This is a genomic window from Leisingera sp. JC1 (assembly GCF_001679925.1).
Classification (GTDB): domain Bacteria; phylum Pseudomonadota; class Alphaproteobacteria; order Rhodobacterales; family Rhodobacteraceae; genus Leisingera.
On record NZ_LYUZ01000001.1, the window covers coordinates 203,900 to 219,569 of the forward strand.

Sequence of the window (15,670 nt, forward strand, 5' to 3'; positions counted from 1 at the left end):
GATTGTGCCGCAGGCGCATCGAAGGCGGCCTGCCAGCTGCGAATGAATTTCATTTGAAAACCCCCGGGTGTTGCTCCTATATATACGGTCAGCAACGCGAAGCAGGACCTGCTCATGACGCCGAACAGCGAAGAAGTGGCCACACGCTGGCTGACAGATGCCGGGCTGAGACCGACCCGGCAGCGGGTTGCGCTCGCCGAATTGCTGGTGGGCGACGGCAAGCACCGCCATATCACCGCCGAGAGCCTGTTCGAGTCGGCTAAGAAAAACGGCGCTGCTGTGTCTTTGGCTACCGTCTACAATACCCTGCGCGCCTTCTGCGATGCCGGCGTCCTGCAGGAAATCCCGCTGGACGGCTCCAAAAGCTATTTCGACACCAATACTCACGACCACCCCCATTTCTTCTGGGAGGATGAGGGCCGCGTCAGCGATGCCCCCGCGCAGGAACTTGTGATTCACAAGCTGCCGGAAGCGCCTGAGGGGATGGAGATCGCCTCAGTCGACGTGGTGATCCGTCTGCGCAAGGTCTGACCCGGCGGCGCCCAGTTCCCTTTGCAAGATGCGATAGGCCTGATGGGCTGCAGAGGCCTCTGGCAGCTCTGCATGTGCGGCCAGAATCACCGGCTCTTCAGCTCCCTCATCGGTGACCCGTACTGCGCACAAGGGTTTGCCATCATAACTCATGCTGCCAGGCGGCAGACTGTAGCTGATCCCGGCGCCTTCGCCATTGGCCGCGAGGCTGCGCAACAGCTCCAGCGAATCCGCCCGGTGCGCAATCCGCGGCACCAGTCCATGCGTTTTGAACAGCCCCAGCATATGCTGCACCGACAGGCCCTCCTGCGACAGAACCAGCGGGTGCCCTGCCAGCTCTGCAAGAGAAATACCGTCGCGTGCCGCCAGCGGATGGTCCGGCGGCACCAGCGCATGCGGTGACAGCCGCTGCAATTCCGCCCGGCTGAAACCCGCGTCCAGCCCCAGGTCATAGGTGATCGCCAGATCCGCCTCACCGTCGGACAGGGCAGTAATCAGCGGCTCAAAGCCGCAGGCCCGGTGACTGATTTCCACCTCTGGCATGGCAAGACGCAGCGCCTTCAGGGCAGGTGCCAGCAAGAAAGGGGCAAGATCGGAAAAGCAGACCAGCAGCAGACGCTGTTGCCCGGCGCTTGCTCCCTTGGGATCTTCCAGCAGGGCTGCCTGCTCCAGCAGCGCTTGGGCTTTTTCTGCAAACAGCCTGCCCTGCGGCGTCATCGCCAGCGCCGCCCCGCGGCGGCGCAGGAACAGAGGATGGCCCAGATGCTCCTCGATCCGGCTCAGCGCCGCGGAAAGCGCAGGCTGGCTGACATGCACGGCCTCCGCCGCGGCGGACAGGCTGCCATGGCGGGCCACGGCGCAGATGTATTCGTAGTGGCGCAGAGTTAAATATAACATGGATCGAAGGGTATCTTAGAAAGATATTATTTGAAACTATGCCTGTGCCGCGGCAGGAATGGCGCATCAGAATTGCATCATTCAGCAGCGGAGACAGCAATGGTCCACCCTCTCATCACCCCGGAGCATGTCGAACAATTTCAGCGTGATGGCGTTGTGCTGATCCGCGGACTGTTCGCGGAACAGGTTGACCTGCTGCGCGCAGGCGTCGCTGCAAATATGGAAAACCCCGGGCCTTATGCCTCGAACAACGAAAAGGCGGGCCAGACCGGGCGGTTCTTTGACGACTACTGCAACTGGACCCGCATTCCTGAATTTCAGCAGGCCATCGAACAGTCGCCGGTGGCCGAAGTTGCTGCCGATCTGATGAAATCTACCTCGGTGCAGATGTTCCATGACCATGTGCTGGTCAAGGAACCGGGCACCTCGATGCCGACCCCCTGGCATCAGGATGGCCCTTACTACTTCGTTGAGGGCAGCCAGACAATCAGCTTCTGGTCGCCGCTGGATGAGGTAAAGGACGCGACCCTGCGCTGTGTGGCCGGTTCGCACAAATGGGAGAAGGAAGTGCTGCCGACCCGCTGGGTGTCAGAAGAGGATTTTTTCCCGGATGAGGGCCAGTATATGCCGGTCCCGGATCCGGATGCCGAAGGCATGACCGTGCTGGAATACCCGATGCAGCCCGGTGACGCAGTGGCCTTCAACTACAAGATCCTGCACGGCGCTCGCGGCAATACCTCCACGTCGCGCCGCCGCGCATTCTCGCTGAGGCTGGTGGGCGACGATGCCCGCTATGTGGAGCGCCCGGGCCGCACCTCGCCGCCGTTCCCGGGCCACGAGATGCAGCCAGGCCAGCGCCTGCGCGAGGATTGGTTCCCGATCCTGCTGCAGCGGTAAGGGGAGGGGGCGTTGCCCCCTCAGGCCTTTGGCCTTCACCCCCAGAGTATTTTAAGAAAGTTGATAAACTCGCCGGGGTTACTTTTTCAGATCGCGGCGGATGCCCATGTTCTCGGCGTTCGAAAATGAACAGGTCTTGCAGATGCCGAACTGCTTGAGAAAGCCGCGCTTTCGGGCGCGGGCGGCCTCGTCAGAGCGGTAAGCGGCCAGGAAGCCGTCCTGTCCGACGTTCGGCAGCTGGATCACCTGGTCATAGTCGATGCAGCACAGGCCCAGATCCCCGTTCCAGAACACCACCGACTGGAACAGCGGCACTGTGCACATGGCATGGCTGGTGTGGCGCGGGTGGCGGCGCAACTCCTTCTGGCGCGGCAGGAAGTGGGCAAATTCGCGTTTCTGGTCGGCAGAGGTGTAAGAGCCGATCGAGAAGGTCTTGAACCGGACCCGGTCAAAACCGGCCACCTTGGCCCAGGCCTCCATTTCGTCCATCTGGGGTTCGGAGTAGCTGGTCAGCAACGTCTGCAGCACGGTAACCGGAGATTTGGAGCCGATCTGTTTTTTGATGTTCAGGAATTCCTCAATGCTGGCTTTGACGTCATCAAAGTCGGAATTGACCCGGTAGGTCTCCTGCGCTTCCTTGGAAAACCCGTCCATGCAGAGATTGACGCGCGCCAGTCCGGAACGGATCAGCCGCTCGCTCATTTCCGGAGTAAGCCGGGTGGCGTTGGTCGACAGGTAAGTGTCATGGCCGTTTTCATGCGCATAGGCGATGAAATCGGGCAAATCCTTGTGCAGCGTCGGCTCACCCGAAAAACTGAAATAAATGGCAGGTTTTTCCCGCTGGTCCTTGAAATCGTCGATGATCTTGCGGAACACATGCGGCTTCATCATGCCGCGCTTGCGCTTCATCGCAAAGGTCACCGGGCAGACCGGGCAGCGCAGGTTGCAGCTGTTGGTTGCATCGATGATGATGATCTTGGGCGGACGCCGGAAATAGGCCAGGGGCAGGAACCGGGCCAGGAAATGCAGTGCCCGCTCGTGCAGCCCGGGGGGATTGTCCGGCAGGTCTGGCTGCGCAGAAACCGGCTTGAGGTCCGGGGCGGGAGTGAGGTCTTGCATCTGGCCGTCTCCGAATTGTGCGTGCGGGATCAACCTTAATGGCCGTGGCCCGCGTGGCAAGTGCCTGACTGGTAACGCTGCGTGAGCAAATCGTGTGTCCCGGAGGCAATCGGAGCGGTGGCCCGAGCGCGCCGGTGGGTTACCAGCGGCACGCCTCAGGCAAAACAGGCCGGACGACGGCTTACCCCCCCGGAAAAACCGTCATCCGGCCCCGCGTTATCCAAGGGCTGAAAAAGCCCCGGAACGCAGTGTCAGTATGATATTAAACGGGCGGCTTTCCCTTCATTGCGCGCGCAACCATCGCGACAACGAAGAGGATCAGGAAAATGACGAACAGGATCTTTGCAATGCCGGCAGAGGCGCCCGCGATGCCACCGAACCCGAGCAGCGCTGCGACCAATGCGATCACCAGAAATGTAAGTGCCCAACCAAGCATGTCGTTTCTCCTTTTCAACGGGGCTGCCGGAAGCAGCGGTCAGAATATCAACCCGCAGACACCGGTTTTGTTCCCAGACCGTTCGTCCGGGGGGATCAGATGCCCCATGATCATTCGCGTTGAAACGGGCCTGGAGAGCACCGGCCACCGAAGCATCTGGGATTGCCTTTCCATTTCCCCCTCGGCTGTACTGCCCAACAGGACCAGCCTTCCGCCGCGGCTGCGAACGGTCTGGTCAATCTTCAAGCGGGCTACCATTTCGGAGCCGCACTCCATGAAAGCCACTGCGATTCTGCGATAGCGCGACAGGACCGGCAGCGCCGCTTCCTGGCCCTTGTGCACGCTGATCTCTGCAACAGGATCAAAGTCCAGAATGGCGTCGCAGATATCGCAGGTGACCAGATAATTTCCGGACGCAATCAGGTAGACATGCGCGCATTCGCGGTTCTGCCGCTCCATAGCTTCGCTCCCCCTAAGGCTTGCGATTTTGGAACTTTTGGGCCTCACGCGCATTAAACTGTGACATAGAGCCGAAGGGGAACGACGATGTCTGCGACCGCCTGCCAGAACTGCCCGCTGCGCAAACGTGCCATTTTCACACCAATGTCGCGCGAGGAGGTCACCTTCACTCAATCCTTCAAAACCGGTGAAATGGTGGTGGATGCAGGCACAACCATCCTGCTGGAAGGGTCAAACAGCCCGCAGCTCTTTACTGTCCTCAAGGGCATGGGCACGCGCTACAAAACCTTGGAAAACGGTCGGCGGCAGGTGATCAATTTTTTGTTCCCGGGCGATTTTGCCGGTTTGCAGGCAGGACTGATGGGCGAGATGAAGCATTCCGTCGAAGCCACCACCAGCATGACGCTCTGCGTGTTCCGCCGCTCGGCGCTGTTTGAACTTTTTCAGCTCCATCCAGAACGCGCGTATGACCTGACGTGGATTGCCGCGGTAGAGGAGCACTTCCTTGGCGAGACCATTGCCTCGCTAGGCCAGCGCGATGCACGGCAGCGCATCTCCTGGGCGCTGGTACGGATCTACGAACGGCTGAAGGCCGTCGGGATGGAGATCAAGAATGCGGTGCCGCTTCCCTTCCGCCAGCAGGACCTTGCGGATGCGCTGGGGCTGTCCCTGGTGCACACAAACAAGATGCTGAAAACCCTGCGCGATGCCAAGCTGGCGGAATGGCAGAACGGGATGCTGAAGATCAGAAATATCCCAGCGCTCGCCGAAATGGCGCTGATCGAGGAATCCGCCCCTGATATCCGGCCGCTCATCTGACGAGGCTGCAAACGGTCTGCCTGCTGGCCATTATGATTGAGCAAGTGCATTGCCCGGCGCCCTGCAGGGCCGCCGCAACGATTTTCAGAAAATGTGCGCCCCGCGGAATGGAACAATTCTAATGGCCGCGGGTTGGGTAGGTGAAACCCGCAACAGAAAGGAGATGGCATGCTTTACTGGGCAATTGTCTTCCTGGCCGTTGCAATCATCGCCGGCGTCTTCGGATTTAGCGGCATTGCCACGGCCTCTGCAGGGATCGCACAGATCCTGTTCTACATCTTTCTGCTCCTCTTTGCGGCAGCCTTGATCGTCCGGCTGCTTCGCGGCGCTTCCCGCTGAAGGCCAAGGCGTGTGGTGTTTCGATAGACGCCGGCCTTCTGCCGCTGACCGGGCGGAACAATCAGTACCCGCCTGCGTTTCCACTAACGTGAATACCTTGCAACAGGAAAAGGAGTTTCCCATGACTGGCGCACTAACTGCCGTTCCAAGCCCCGACAAAGTTGAAACCGGTGTCAGGGACACCGGCGCAATCGCTGATGGCTTGGCGGATGTGCTTGCAGACACCTACCGGCTGGTTTTCAAGACCCATGCCTGCCACTGGAATGTGGAAGGTCCGGCCTTTTTTTCGATGCACAAGCTGACCGAAGAGCAATATGAGAACATGTTCACCGCGGCCGATGACCTGGCTGAGCGCATCCGTGCCCTGGGGCATCTGGCGCCATCGCGCATGGATGAAGTGCTGAACCGCTCCAAGATCGAGGATCCCAGCGGAGAGCTCAGCGCCGGTGAAATGGCACAGGATCTGGCAGCAAGCCATGAGCGGATCGCCCAGCGCATGCACGCGCTTGCAGAGCTGGCAGGCCGCCGCCGCGATATCGTGACAGAGGACCTGGCAACTGCGCGGTCTGCCTTTCATGAGCAGGCCGCCTGGATGCTGCGGGCAATCGCCAAGTCGTAGTCTTGAATTTTTCGCTGCCCTGCCTGCGCATTCTGGTCAGGGCATGTCAAAGCCCCCAGCCGAAACCGCGGCTGGGGGCTTTTTTGTCGGTGTCAAATTTCTTGGCAACAAAAAAACCGGACCGCGGTGGCGGTCCGGGTATTTGCGAGGAAACTAAAGAGCAGTCTTCAGACCTTCAGTGTTTCCGTCGAAGAGAAGAACATCGCCTGACTGACGGCCGAGCGGACTTGTTCCTCCGTGTAAGGCTTGGAAATCAGAAAGGCCGGTTCAGGGCCTTCCCCTGTCAGCAGCCGTTCGGGGTAGGCGGTGATGAAAATAACCGGGCGGTCGCCGTGTTTTCCCAGAATGCCGTTCACGGCGTCAATGCCGCTGGAATTGTCGGCCAGCTGGATATCTGAGAGCACAAGATCGGAGGGGGCGCTGGATGCAAGCTCCATTGCCTGAGCCTCTGTACGGGCGATACCGGTGACACTGTGGCCCATACCCGAGACAATCGCTTCCAGGTCCATTGCAATAACGGCCTCGTCCTCGATGATCATCACCCGCCCGGCGGTTGCGCGCGACATTTCCTCGTAAGCGATTGAAATCAGATCGGATGCCTCATCTTCACTGACCCCCATGATAACGCCGGTGCTGGCCGCGCTGAATTCCTCGATTGTATGCAGCAGCAATGCTTCACGGGTGTTCGGCGTAAGCTGGCGCAGGTGCCTTTGCGCCTTGGCAGCAAGCCCGGTGTCGGCCTCATCTTCGCCTGCCGGTGCCCCGGTAGTAGACCAGATTGCATGGAAGACCCGGAACAGGGCTGCCTTGGGTGACAGGCTGCTGTCATACTCGGCTTCCCCCGCCAGAATCGCCTCCAGCGCCGCCAGGGCATATTTGTCGCCGCTGCTCTGGCTGCCGGTCAGCGCGCGCGCATAGCGGCGCAGATAGGGCAGGTTGGCGCCAATCTGGCTGGCGATCAGTTCTCCCGATTGAGCGGTCATTGTGCGACGTTCCTTTTTTTTACAATATATATGGAACTATACGCACCGCCGCGCGTTTGGTTCCAGAAACTGCGCAAAAAATTGATGGATCGCATGACACAGCCACAACGTGCCCGGCCCCGGAATGAGCAGGCCGACCGCGAAATCGACGAAAACCTCAAGCGGGCGTTCGAACAGGTCGCCAGTGAACCGGTGCCGGATCGCTTTACTGACCTGCTGAAGCAGCTGAAGGAAAAAGAGACTCTGGAAAAGGTGAAGCAGTCAGAGGAGAGCACCTCGAATGACTGAGACACAGCCTGATCCCAGGGACGACCTGGTCAACCATCTGGGCGCCCTGCGCGCCTTTGCCATCAGTCTGACCCGCAACAGTGCCACTGCCGATGACCTGGTGCAGGACACGCTGGTCAAGGCCTGGACCAACATCGAGAAATTCGAAGCAGGCTCCAATATGCGCGCCTGGCTCTTCACGATCCTGCGCAACACCTTTTACTCGCTGCGCCGCAAGCGCAAGCGTGAGGTCGAGGACGCCGACGGGGCACTGTCCGGCAGCCTGGCGCAAAAACCCGATCACGACGGGCGGCTTCACTTGCGCGACTTTCAGGCGGCTTTTGCCAAGCTGAACGATGAACAGCGCGAGGCCCTGGTGCTGGTCGGCGCAGGCGGGTTTTCCTACGATGAGGCCGCCGAAATGTGCGGTGTCAAAACCGGCACCATCAAAAGCCGTGTGAACCGCGCCCGTGCCCGTCTGGCTGAGCTGATGGATCTGGACGAAGATGGTCAGATTGAGCTGACCGACACCGTTACAGCGGGGATTGTCGCGCAGCAGAGCGCCGCATGATTTCAATGCCGCGGTTGCAGGCAGGGGGGCTTCTGGTCCGGCTCGCAGCGCTGATGACTTTTGCGCTGCTGCCGCTGGGCATGATCGCTCTCTATCAGACCAATGCTGTTGTCGATGAGGCCACCCGGCTGTCGCATGCGTCACTGCTCGACCAGACCGAACGGGCGGCATCCAAGGAACGCGAGCTGCTGCAGCGTGCTGGCGGCGCTACAGAAGGGGTCGCGGCGGCTATACTTCCGGTTCTGGACGACCGCCGCGCCTGCAGCAGTCTTCTGCAAGCTTTCACGGAAGGCCCGAACCCGTTCACCTTCGCGGCTTTCATCACACCGGATGGCCGGATGATTTGCGCATCTGATGGTAAGTCACGGGACGTGTCTGACCGGTGGATGTACTTGAAAGCCCGGCAGACGTCGCAGTTGTCCTTTGCTTTGGGCCGGGACCTGTTGGGGGAAGGCGGCTCGTTCCTGCTGGCCACCAGCCCGGTGCAGCGCGACGGCATTTTGCTGGGCTATGTGTCCATTGCCATCCCGCACAAGGTCGCTGCAGCCGGTTCCGGCAAAAATTGGTCCGACCGGGGTATTCAGTATGTGACGATTGACGCGCAGGGCGAGATCCTTTCCTCCAGCGTGCCGGAGGCGGAGGCAGTGCAAGTGCTGCCCGTTTCGGTGCCGCGGCGGGACCTGCTGGTGCACACCGGGGAGACCTTTTTTGAGGATGACCGTTCGGGCAACGAACGGTTCTTTGCTGTCAGTGAAATTCTTCCCGGCCAGGTTTCGGTGGTCGGCAGCTGGCCGGTGGAAAACGCCATGACCGCAGCCAGAAACCCGGCCTCCCTGATGACGATCGCATTTCCGGTCCTGATGTGGCTCGCAGGCATTTCTGTGGCCATTCTCGGCCTGCAGCAAATGGTTATCCGCCACCTCAGCGCGCTGCGCCGGGCCATGCGCCGCTATGCTCTGGGGGAGCGTGAAGCCCCCAGGCTGGAACTCCTCAACCCGCCGCGGGAGTTCGAGGAGGCGGAACAGTCCTTCAACAGGATGGTCGCTATCCTGAGCGAGGCAGAACGGCGGCGCGAGCTGGACCTCGAAGAAAAGACGATCCTGCTGCGCGAGGTGCACCACCGGGTCAAGAATAATCTTCAGCTGGTCGCCTCGATCATGAACATGCAGGGCCGCACCGCACAGACGCCAGAGGCCCGACGCATGCTGTCGCAGCTGCAGCGCCGGGTCCGGGGGCTGGCCACCATACACCGCAGCCTGAACACCAACCCGGATATCACAACCGTTGACAGCCGCGATCTGATCCAGGAACTGATCTCGGAAATCGGATCGATGAACGCCGGAACGGGGCAGGAGATTGTGATTGAAACCGACCTCGCGACCGTTCCGCTGAGCCAGGACCAGGGCGTCACGCTTTCGATGCTGGTGTCCGAGGCGATGACCAACGCAGTCAAGTATCTGGGCGTGCCTGATGGCGGACGCCCGCGGATTGATGTCCGCCTGCATGAAACGGCGCCGGATTGGCTGGAGCTTGAAATCACAAACACCAAGGGGCAGCCGCTGGCCGAGGAGGATGAAGTCCTTCAGGGCACCGGGATTGGCGCGCGGCTGATGATGGCTTTTGCGGCACAGCTTGACGGCATTGCAAGTACCGGCGAGACAGAGACGGCCTATACCTACCGGCTTGGCTTTCCCGTTGCCGCCGGAGCGGAGCCGCCAGCCGCAAAAGACAAAGAACAGGATCATGACGCAGAAGAACCCGCAGCATGATGACGTCAGCTGCCCTGAATTTTCAGTTCTGGTCACGGCTGAACAGGCCTGGCCGGCTTTTGAGCGTGCGGTGCTGGAGGCCAAGAATGAAATCAGCGCGAGCTTCCGGCTGTTCGATTTCACCACCAAGCTGCTGAGCGAGGACGCCAGGAAGACAGGAGAAACCTGGGCAGAACTGATCTCGGACGCCCTGCGTCGCGGCGTCCGCGTCCGCCTGATGGTCAGCGACTTTGACCCGGTAATGGCGGCTCCGCTGCATGCGGCTGCGCAAAACACCCTTGCCCAGGCCAGGGAGATCGCCAGCGGGCTTGCGCCGGAAGCGGCCGCGCGCCTGTCGGTGACCGCGGCGCTGCATCCGGCGCGGGCAGGCTTGCTGCCGCGGCTGGCTTTTTCGCCTTTCGTGATCCGCAAGCTTCGCAAGCTGCCGCGGCGTCTCAGGCCTTCCGCCGCGAACCGCAGTCTGCCGCAGCTCTATCCTGTCTCTCATCATCAGAAGGTTGCTGTGATCGACCGCCAGGTTCTCTACATCGGCGGGCTGGATCAGAACCACCGCCGTTGGGACACCACAGCCCACGACCAGCCTGCGTTCAAAACATGGGCGGATGTGCAATTGCTGTTGCGTGGCCCCGAAGCAGAGGAAGCCGCTGATCATCTCGACAGCTTTCTGGATGACATTGCCGGGCGCAGACTGCCGCCTGCACGCAAGCACATCCGCCGAACCTTGTCGGTTCCGCGCCGTGCAGGCTTCTGGGCGCTATCGCCAAAGACGGTTCTGCGAGAAATCGAAGAAGACCACTTGGCCGCGTTTGCTGCTGCCCGCCGCCTGATTTATCTGGAAACCCAGTTCCTGCGTTCCAGTGTCATTGCCCGCGGGCTGGCAGATGCCGCCCGCCGCAATCCGGAATTGTCGCTGATCCTCATTCTTCCCGGTCTGCCGGAAGATGTTGCCTTCGACGGCAATCAGGAACTTGATGCCCGCTACGGCATGGCTCTGCAGGCTGAGGCGCTTGAGACGGTGAGCTCAGCCTTCGGGTCCCGCGCCTGTATCGCCAGCCCGGTGCAGCGCCGGATGGCTGCGCGGGATGCGCCTTCGACCCTGGCGGGCTCGCCGCTGATTTACGTGCACAGCAAGGCGCTTATCACTGACCGGGATTTTGCCCTGGTGGGGTCGGCCAATCTCAACGGGCGCTCTATGCGCTGGGATACCGAGGCTGCATTGCGGATCACCCGGCAGGACCGGATCGGGCAGCTCTGGCAGGCGCTGTCCCGGCACTGGTGGCAGGAAGACCTGCCGGAGGAGGCACTGGATCCGTCCAGCGCCGCCGCCTGGTGGACGCAGGAAATCCGCCGCAACCAGGTGCGCCGCCCCGAGGCCCGGCGCGGGTTGCTGGTGCCGCATGAGCCGGACAGGATGGCGGAGCTGCAGCAGCCTTTGCCGGGTGCGACCGAGGACATTGTCTGACCCTGATCGCCTGTTTTGCGGCTGCCGGAGAGCCTGCCCCCTCAAAAGCAAAAAAGGCCCGGTGCAGGTCTGCACCGGGCCTTTGGGACGGAAGGGATTTCTGCAAGATTTTATTGGGCCTCCTGCGATTCCTCGGTGATTTCATTGCCAAGGTTCGACACATCCCTGCCGAAGCCTTCCGCTGTCTCGCAGGCCGCCAGGCCTGCCAGTGCCAGCAAAGCTATCAGGATACGCATGCCGGCCTCCTTATTGCAGTTTGGAGGCCACATTGCCGGCAAAGGCGTCAATGACGGCATTGTAGAACAGGTCGCTGTCAACGGTCACGGCCGCAGGGTCAGTGCCTTCGGGGTAATAGGCGTTCAGCTGGTCGGCGGACACGGTCAGGTCATAGCGCAGATCCTTGGAGGCGTCGGCCATATCGATGTCCACATCGCCCTTCAGCACCCATTCGCCGACACCCAGTGCCTGCTCGAAATTGCTGGCAAGGGCCACCGAGTCGATCTCCACATGGATTTCTGCCGTGTCCTCAGCGCCGGCTTCCGCGATCTGGCCCACCAGCTTCTCGGCCAGCGCGGTTTCCAGGTCGGTCTCGAGGCTGGTCCAGGCTTTTGCAGCCGGATAGTTCTCAACCGCGCTCAGATCGGCGGTCACGTCGATTTCGGAAACCATGGAGCCAGCAGTAGCGGCGGTAGCCATGGCAGCAACAAGAGCAGTGGTGCGGATCAGATGTTTCATCGTCGATGTTCCTTTCCAGTTGTGTCCCTCTTGGGGATGCACCGAGAGAACGCACCGGGCAGACGAATGGTTCCTGCAAAAAACCGGCAGGCGGTCCGGCTCCACTTGCATAGGCGGATTTCCGCGGAAATCAGGCGCTTGGAACTTCAGACCGGCAGTCGCGTTGCCCCTGTAAACCGGAGCAGCCAGGGAAAGGGGCAAAATGACATCAGCGAAACAGCCTGTTGAACATGTGCTGAAGGAAACCAGCATCCTTGCGCGCAGAAACCGCGGCGGCATCACCGTCCGCCGGTTTGCAGAGGAACTGGGGCAGAGCTCGCTTCCGGCGGTGCTGGCCGTCCCGGCCATGGCTGTGGTTACACCGCTCAGCGGAGTGCCGCTGTTCTCCTCTGCCTGCGGTGCCCTGATCTGCCTGATCTCGGCACAAATGCTGATGGGACGGCAGCACCTGTGGATCCCCGGCTGGCTGGGCCGCCGCAGGATCAAGGCTGATACCGTGCGCAAGGGGGCGGCGGCATTACGCGGAAGCGTGCGCTGGCTGGACCGGCATTCCGGCAAGCGGCTGCCGGTACTGACCCGCCAGCCCTTTCTTATGGTCATCCAGGCCGTATGCCTGATCTGCGGTGCCCTGATGCCTCTGCTGGAAATTGTCCCGTTTTCCTCGTCGGTGCTGGGCGGCATCGTCAGCCTCCTGGCCGTGGCCATGCTGACCCGCGACGGGCTGATTGCTTTGCTCACGCTTTCCGCGCTATTTGCCGCAGCCGCCGCGTTCGCGGCGGGACTTGTTTGATTGCCATGCGCTGCAGCCGGACGCCAAAAGACCGGGCTCCATCGGGAACCCGGTCTTGCAGGCCGCTTGGCAGTGACATTCCCCGGGACGCCGGTACGAGGCAGGAAACCGGAACCAGGGAAGACAAACAAACGGCAGTGATCATGGCGGCCAGCAGGCCGCCACGAATTCCAGATCTTATCCCGGCTGGTAGTCAGGCAGGGATTCCAGTTGCTCGCGTGTCAAATGGGTAATGACACGCACATCGCTTGCTGTTTGCACGATCTCGATATCCCCCATCGAAAGCTCAACCGGCTTTTCGCCGATACCCAGAAACCCGCCCACATCGATGATCACCGCTTCGACGCCACCGTTGGTGTTCACCACAACCTGCGAGAGCTCGCCGATATGCTCGTCCTTGGCGTCATAGGCCGGGGCTCCGGTCAGCTCAGACGCAGTGACCTCATTCATGCCCAGTGGCTCCATCGCAGGCCCGTCTGCGTCGGGGATCAGGGCCGAAAGGCCGCCCTCCGAAGCAGTGCCGCCGCCGAGCGGGCTGCTTGCAGCTTCAGTACCTGTTTGCAGCGGCGCAAACTCCGCCTTGGCTTCGCCCATCGCGCTGCTTTCGGCAGCGGCGCCGGCTGCCGGCGTCTCAACCTGGGCACCAACCCCTGCATTGCCGGAAACGCCGCTGCCGGTGCCGGCAAAACCGGGAACCGCAGCAGCGGTGATCAGTGAAGCCGAAAGCATAAGGTATTTCATAAGTTGATCTCCTGGGTGTTCCGCACTTCAGCGCGTGCAATACAGCCACCCAACCCGCGCCAACCGGAAAGGTTCCCGGAAAACCGGAATTTTTCCAAAAATACTGCAGGCATGAACCGCGCAGGAAACCGCTCCACCACTGCCTTTCCGGTCTCTGCGGCAACTTGCCTCTGGCAGCACAGCAGGCACCGGCATAGGTGGCGGAGTGCCGCTCCCGGGCGCAAAATCGGGCCGGAAAACATGATTGTGTGATGCGCTTTTTGATCCACGTCAAAGTTCTGGCACTTTGCTTCTGTGACAAGGGCGGCAGCACTGCCACAAAACGGAGAGAGTCCGTGAGCGATTCCAACCCGGCCCCCAGCCTGTATGCCGCCAGAGAGCCGATCTTCCCGCGGCGCGTGTCCGGCAAGTTCCGCAACCTGAAATGGTACATCATGGCGGTGACGCTGGGGATCTACTATCTGACTCCCTGGATCCGCTGGGACCGGGGGTCCTCACTGCCGGACCAGGCGGTGCTTCTGGACCTGGCCAACCGCCGGTTTTATTTCTTCTGGATTGAAATCTGGCCGCATGAATTTTACTTCGTGGCGGGCCTATTGATTATGGCCGGGCTTGGACTTTTYCTGTTCACCTCGGCGCTGGGCCGGGTCTGGTGCGGTTACGCCTGCCCGCAGACGGTCTGGACCGACCTGTTCATCCTGGTGGAGCGATGGATCGAGGGCGACCGCAACGCCCGCCTGCGCCTGCACCGGCAGAAGAAAATGGATTTCCGCAAGGCACGCCTGCGGGTGACTAAATGGGTGGCCTGGTTCCTGATCGGACTCGCCACTGGCGGCGCCTGGGTCTTCTATTTCGCCGATGCGCCGACGCTGGCCTATGACCTGGTGACGCTGAACGCGCACCCCATCGCTTATTCCACCATGCTGATCCTGACCGCGACCACCTTCCTGTTTGGCGGCTTCGCGCGCGAGCAGATCTGCATTTACGCCTGCCCCTGGCCGCGCATCCAGGCGGCAATGATGGACGAGGACACGCTGACAGTTGGCTACCGTGACTGGCGGGGTGAACCGCGCGGCAAGCTGAAGAAGGGACAGGTGGCCGAAGGGCAGGGCGACTGCATTGATTGCATGGCCTGCGTCAACGTCTGCCCGATGGGTATCGACATCCGCGACGGCCAGCAAATGGAGTGCATCACCTGTGCGCTTTGTATCGACGCCTGCGATGATGTGATGGCCAAAATCGGTAAGCCGCGCGGCCTGATCGACTATATGGCGCTGTCGGACGAAACGCTGGAGCGCAGCGGCCAGCCGCCCAAGAATATCTGGAAGCACATCCTGCGCCCGCGCACCATCATGTATACCAGCCTGTGGTCGCTGGTGGGGGTAGGGCTTCTGTTTGCCCTCTTCATCCGCTCCGATATCGAGCTGACCGTCGCACCGGAACGCAACCCGACCTTTGTGACGCTGTCGGACGGCTCGATCCGCAACACCTATGACGTGCGCCTGCGCAACAAGCATGGCGAGGACCGGGTGTTCAAACTGTCGATCAAGGGCGACCCGGCGATGCGTCTGCAACTGGAAGGCACGGTCTATCATTCGGTGAATGTGCCAGCTGATACAGCGCTGCTGCAGCGGGTCTATATTGTCTCCGCCAAGGGCTCTGCACCTTCGCAGGCCTCCAGCACTCCGGTTCGCATCTGGGTCGAGGATCTGATAAACGGGGAACGGGCCCATAAGGACACCAGCTTTAACGGCAAGGGGAACTGAGCCATGGCCAAGCGCGAACGCGAATTTACCGGCAAACACGCCATCCTGCTGTTCGGCGGTGCCTTTGCAGTGATTATCGGGGTGAACATCATTCTGGCGGTCAACGCGGTGAAAACCTTTCCGGGGCTGGAGGTGAAGAACTCCTATGTCGCCAGCCAGGAATTCGACCAGCGCCGGTCTGCACAGGAGGCACTGGGCTGGTCGGTCTATGCGTCCTCGCAGGGCGATCAGGTCAAGCTGGAGATCACCGACGCTGGCGGTACTCCGGTGGAGGTTGCCAAACTTAGCGCAACACTGGGCCGGGCAACCCATGTGCAGGATGACCAGAAACCGGAGTTCACCTTTGACGGCCAGGCCTATGTGGCACCGGCTGATCTGGGCCCGGGCAACTGGAACATCCGGATGGTGGCAAGGGCCAAGGATGGCACCGAATTCACCCAGCGGGTGATCCTGCATGTGAAAGGCTGACC

General features: G+C 61.0%; 20 protein-coding genes. 12 read left to right on the plus strand and 8 right to left on the minus strand.

Annotated elements, in window-relative coordinates:
* Nucleotides 1–114 precede the first annotated feature (114 nt).
* On the plus strand, nt 115–531 hold the full coding sequence (gene irrA, locus A9D60_RS00965) for an iron response transcriptional regulator IrrA (protein ID WP_065265869.1): 417 nt from the start codon (nt 115–117) through the stop codon (nt 529–531).
* On the opposite strand, the gene A9D60_RS00970 is transcribed toward irrA, so the two are convergent.
* Nucleotides 496–1,428, minus strand: a complete 933-nt coding sequence (locus A9D60_RS00970) for a LysR family transcriptional regulator (protein ID WP_065265870.1) — start codon at nt 1,426–1,428, stop codon at nt 496–498. The genes irrA and A9D60_RS00970 overlap by 36 nt on opposite strands.
* Nucleotides 1,429–1,527: 99 nt before the next feature.
* On the opposite strand from A9D60_RS00970, the gene A9D60_RS00975 reads away from it, so the two are divergent.
* Nucleotides 1,528–2,325: a phytanoyl-CoA dioxygenase family protein gene (locus A9D60_RS00975; RefSeq protein WP_065265871.1), complete on the plus strand. Its 798-nt coding sequence runs from the start codon at nt 1,528–1,530 to the stop codon at nt 2,323–2,325.
* Nucleotides 2,326–2,403: 78 nt separating this feature from the next.
* Here A9D60_RS00975 and A9D60_RS00980 read toward each other — a convergent pair whose 3' ends face one another.
* From A9D60_RS00980 to A9D60_RS00990, 3 genes are all read right to left on the minus strand, one after another.
* Nucleotides 2,404–3,444, minus strand: a complete 1,041-nt coding sequence (locus A9D60_RS00980; protein ID WP_065265872.1) for a radical SAM/SPASM domain-containing protein — start codon at nt 3,442–3,444, stop codon at nt 2,404–2,406.
* A 262-nt stretch (nt 3,445–3,706) separates the two neighbouring features.
* Nucleotides 3,707–3,880, minus strand: coding sequence for a DUF1328 domain-containing protein (locus A9D60_RS00985; protein ID WP_039181521.1), 174 nt, complete (start codon nt 3,878–3,880; stop codon nt 3,707–3,709).
* Between the two features lie 39 nt (nt 3,881–3,919).
* Nucleotides 3,920–4,339, minus strand: coding sequence for a hypothetical protein (locus A9D60_RS00990; protein WP_065265873.1), 420 nt, complete (start codon nt 4,337–4,339; stop codon nt 3,920–3,922).
* An 87-nt stretch (nt 4,340–4,426) separates the two neighbouring features.
* On the opposite strand from A9D60_RS00990, the gene A9D60_RS00995 reads away from it, so the two are divergent.
* The 3 genes from A9D60_RS00995 (at nt 4,427) to A9D60_RS01000 (ending at nt 6,116) form a co-directional block, all read left to right on the plus strand.
* On the plus strand, nt 4,427–5,158 hold the full coding sequence (locus A9D60_RS00995; protein WP_065265874.1) for a Crp/Fnr family transcriptional regulator: 732 nt from the start codon (nt 4,427–4,429) through the stop codon (nt 5,156–5,158).
* Nucleotides 5,159–5,326: 168 nt separating this feature from the next.
* Nucleotides 5,327–5,497 (plus strand): DUF1328 domain-containing protein, encoded by a 171-nt coding sequence (locus tag A9D60_RS25330; protein WP_083194056.1) that lies wholly within the window; start codon nt 5,327–5,329, stop codon nt 5,495–5,497.
* 121 nt (nt 5,498–5,618) lie between these two features.
* Nucleotides 5,619–6,116, plus strand: coding sequence for a Dps family protein (locus A9D60_RS01000; RefSeq protein ID WP_065265875.1), 498 nt, complete (start codon nt 5,619–5,621; stop codon nt 6,114–6,116).
* A gap of 167 nt (nt 6,117–6,283) precedes the next feature.
* Here A9D60_RS01000 and A9D60_RS01005 read toward each other — a convergent pair whose 3' ends face one another.
* Complete coding sequence (locus A9D60_RS01005) at nt 6,284–7,099, minus strand: response regulator (RefSeq protein ID WP_065265876.1); 816 nt, start codon at nt 7,097–7,099, stop codon at nt 6,284–6,286.
* A 93-nt stretch (nt 7,100–7,192) separates the two neighbouring features.
* Here A9D60_RS01005 and A9D60_RS01010 point away from each other — a divergent pair, with 93 nt between their 5' ends.
* From A9D60_RS01010 to A9D60_RS01025, 4 genes are read left to right on the plus strand one after another with little or no spacing between them, the layout of a single operon-like run.
* The gene (locus A9D60_RS01010; RefSeq protein WP_039182062.1) at nt 7,193–7,387 is read left to right on the plus strand and encodes a NepR family anti-sigma factor; all 195 of its coding nucleotides are present in this window, start codon (nt 7,193–7,195) and stop codon (nt 7,385–7,387) included.
* A complete protein-coding gene (locus A9D60_RS01015) occupies nt 7,380–7,937 on the plus strand; it encodes an RNA polymerase sigma factor (RefSeq protein ID WP_065265877.1) in 558 nt (185 codons plus the stop codon). Before A9D60_RS01010 ends, A9D60_RS01015 begins: the two co-directional genes overlap by 8 nt.
* Nucleotides 7,934–9,706 (plus strand): sensor histidine kinase, encoded by a 1,773-nt coding sequence (locus A9D60_RS01020; protein WP_065265878.1) that lies wholly within the window; start codon nt 7,934–7,936, stop codon nt 9,704–9,706. The genes A9D60_RS01015 and A9D60_RS01020 overlap by 4 nt, the downstream gene beginning before the upstream one ends.
* A complete protein-coding gene (locus A9D60_RS01025; RefSeq protein ID WP_065265879.1) occupies nt 9,681–11,168 on the plus strand; it encodes a phospholipase D family protein in 1,488 nt (495 codons plus the stop codon). Before A9D60_RS01020 ends, A9D60_RS01025 begins: the two co-directional genes overlap by 26 nt.
* A 110-nt stretch (nt 11,169–11,278) precedes the next feature.
* Here A9D60_RS01025 and A9D60_RS01030 read toward each other — a convergent pair whose 3' ends face one another.
* Nucleotides 11,279–11,404, minus strand: coding sequence for an entericidin A/B family lipoprotein (locus tag A9D60_RS01030; RefSeq protein WP_065265880.1), 126 nt, complete (start codon nt 11,402–11,404; stop codon nt 11,279–11,281).
* 10 nt (nt 11,405–11,414) lie between these two features.
* A complete protein-coding gene (locus A9D60_RS01035; protein ID WP_065265881.1) occupies nt 11,415–11,903 on the minus strand; it encodes a hypothetical protein in 489 nt (162 codons plus the stop codon).
* A 202-nt stretch (nt 11,904–12,105) separates the two neighbouring features.
* On the opposite strand from A9D60_RS01035, the gene A9D60_RS01040 reads away from it, so the two are divergent.
* Nucleotides 12,106–12,693: an exopolysaccharide biosynthesis protein gene (locus A9D60_RS01040; RefSeq protein WP_065265882.1), complete on the plus strand. Its 588-nt coding sequence runs from the start codon at nt 12,106–12,108 to the stop codon at nt 12,691–12,693.
* A gap of 177 nt (nt 12,694–12,870) precedes the next feature.
* On the opposite strand, the gene A9D60_RS01045 is transcribed toward A9D60_RS01040, so the two are convergent.
* Complete coding sequence (locus A9D60_RS01045; protein ID WP_065265883.1) at nt 12,871–13,434, minus strand: PRC-barrel domain-containing protein; 564 nt, start codon at nt 13,432–13,434, stop codon at nt 12,871–12,873.
* 335 nt (nt 13,435–13,769) lie between these two features.
* On the opposite strand from A9D60_RS01045, the gene ccoG reads away from it, so the two are divergent.
* Nucleotides 13,770–15,200 (plus strand): cytochrome c oxidase accessory protein CcoG, encoded by a 1,431-nt coding sequence (gene ccoG / locus A9D60_RS01050; protein WP_065266055.1) that lies wholly within the window; start codon nt 13,770–13,772, stop codon nt 15,198–15,200.
* A gap of 3 nt (nt 15,201–15,203) precedes the next feature.
* A complete protein-coding gene (locus tag A9D60_RS01055) occupies nt 15,204–15,668 on the plus strand; it encodes a FixH family protein (protein WP_065265884.1) in 465 nt (154 codons plus the stop codon).
* The last annotated feature ends 2 nt before the right edge of the window (nt 15,669–15,670 follow it).

Bases quoted from the DNA above. Each gene is read 5' to 3' on its own strand.
- A9D60_RS01035 (WP_065265881.1), bottom strand. From the start codon at position 11,903: ATGAAACATCTGATCCGCACCACTGCTCTTGTTGCTGCCATGGCTACC.
- A9D60_RS01015 (WP_065265877.1), top strand. From the start codon at position 7,380: ATGACTGAGACACAGCCTGATCCCAGGGACGACCTGGTCAACCATCTG.
- A9D60_RS01040 (WP_065265882.1), top strand. From the start codon at position 12,106: ATGACATCAGCGAAACAGCCTGTTGAACATGTGCTGAAGGAAACCAGC.
- A9D60_RS01045 (WP_065265883.1), bottom strand. From the start codon at position 13,434: ATGAAATACCTTATGCTTTCGGCTTCACTGATCACCGCTGCTGCGGTT.
- A9D60_RS00970 (WP_065265870.1), bottom strand. From the start codon at position 1,428: ATGTTATATTTAACTCTGCGCCACTACGAATACATCTGCGCCGTGGCC.
- irrA (WP_065265869.1), top strand. From the start codon at position 115: ATGACGCCGAACAGCGAAGAAGTGGCCACACGCTGGCTGACAGATGCC.
- A9D60_RS01020 (WP_065265878.1), top strand. From the start codon at position 7,934: ATGATTTCAATGCCGCGGTTGCAGGCAGGGGGGCTTCTGGTCCGGCTC.
- A9D60_RS01010 (WP_039182062.1), top strand. From the start codon at position 7,193: ATGACACAGCCACAACGTGCCCGGCCCCGGAATGAGCAGGCCGACCGC.
- A9D60_RS00995 (WP_065265874.1), top strand. From the start codon at position 4,427: ATGTCTGCGACCGCCTGCCAGAACTGCCCGCTGCGCAAACGTGCCATT.
- A9D60_RS00990 (WP_065265873.1), bottom strand. From the start codon at position 4,339: ATGGAGCGGCAGAACCGCGAATGCGCGCATGTCTACCTGATTGCGTCC.
- A9D60_RS00975 (WP_065265871.1), top strand. From the start codon at position 1,528: ATGGTCCACCCTCTCATCACCCCGGAGCATGTCGAACAATTTCAGCGT.
- A9D60_RS25330 (WP_083194056.1), top strand. From the start codon at position 5,327: ATGCTTTACTGGGCAATTGTCTTCCTGGCCGTTGCAATCATCGCCGGC.
- A9D60_RS01055 (WP_065265884.1), top strand. From the start codon at position 15,204: ATGGCCAAGCGCGAACGCGAATTTACCGGCAAACACGCCATCCTGCTG.
- A9D60_RS01030 (WP_065265880.1), bottom strand. From the start codon at position 11,404: ATGCGTATCCTGATAGCTTTGCTGGCACTGGCAGGCCTGGCGGCCTGC.
- A9D60_RS01005 (WP_065265876.1), bottom strand. From the start codon at position 7,099: ATGACCGCTCAATCGGGAGAACTGATCGCCAGCCAGATTGGCGCCAAC.
- A9D60_RS00980 (WP_065265872.1), bottom strand. From the start codon at position 3,444: ATGCAAGACCTCACTCCCGCCCCGGACCTCAAGCCGGTTTCTGCGCAG.
- A9D60_RS00985 (WP_039181521.1), bottom strand. From the start codon at position 3,880: ATGCTTGGTTGGGCACTTACATTTCTGGTGATCGCATTGGTCGCAGCG.
- A9D60_RS01025 (WP_065265879.1), top strand. From the start codon at position 9,681: ATGACGCAGAAGAACCCGCAGCATGATGACGTCAGCTGCCCTGAATTT.
- A9D60_RS01000 (WP_065265875.1), top strand. From the start codon at position 5,619: ATGACTGGCGCACTAACTGCCGTTCCAAGCCCCGACAAAGTTGAAACC.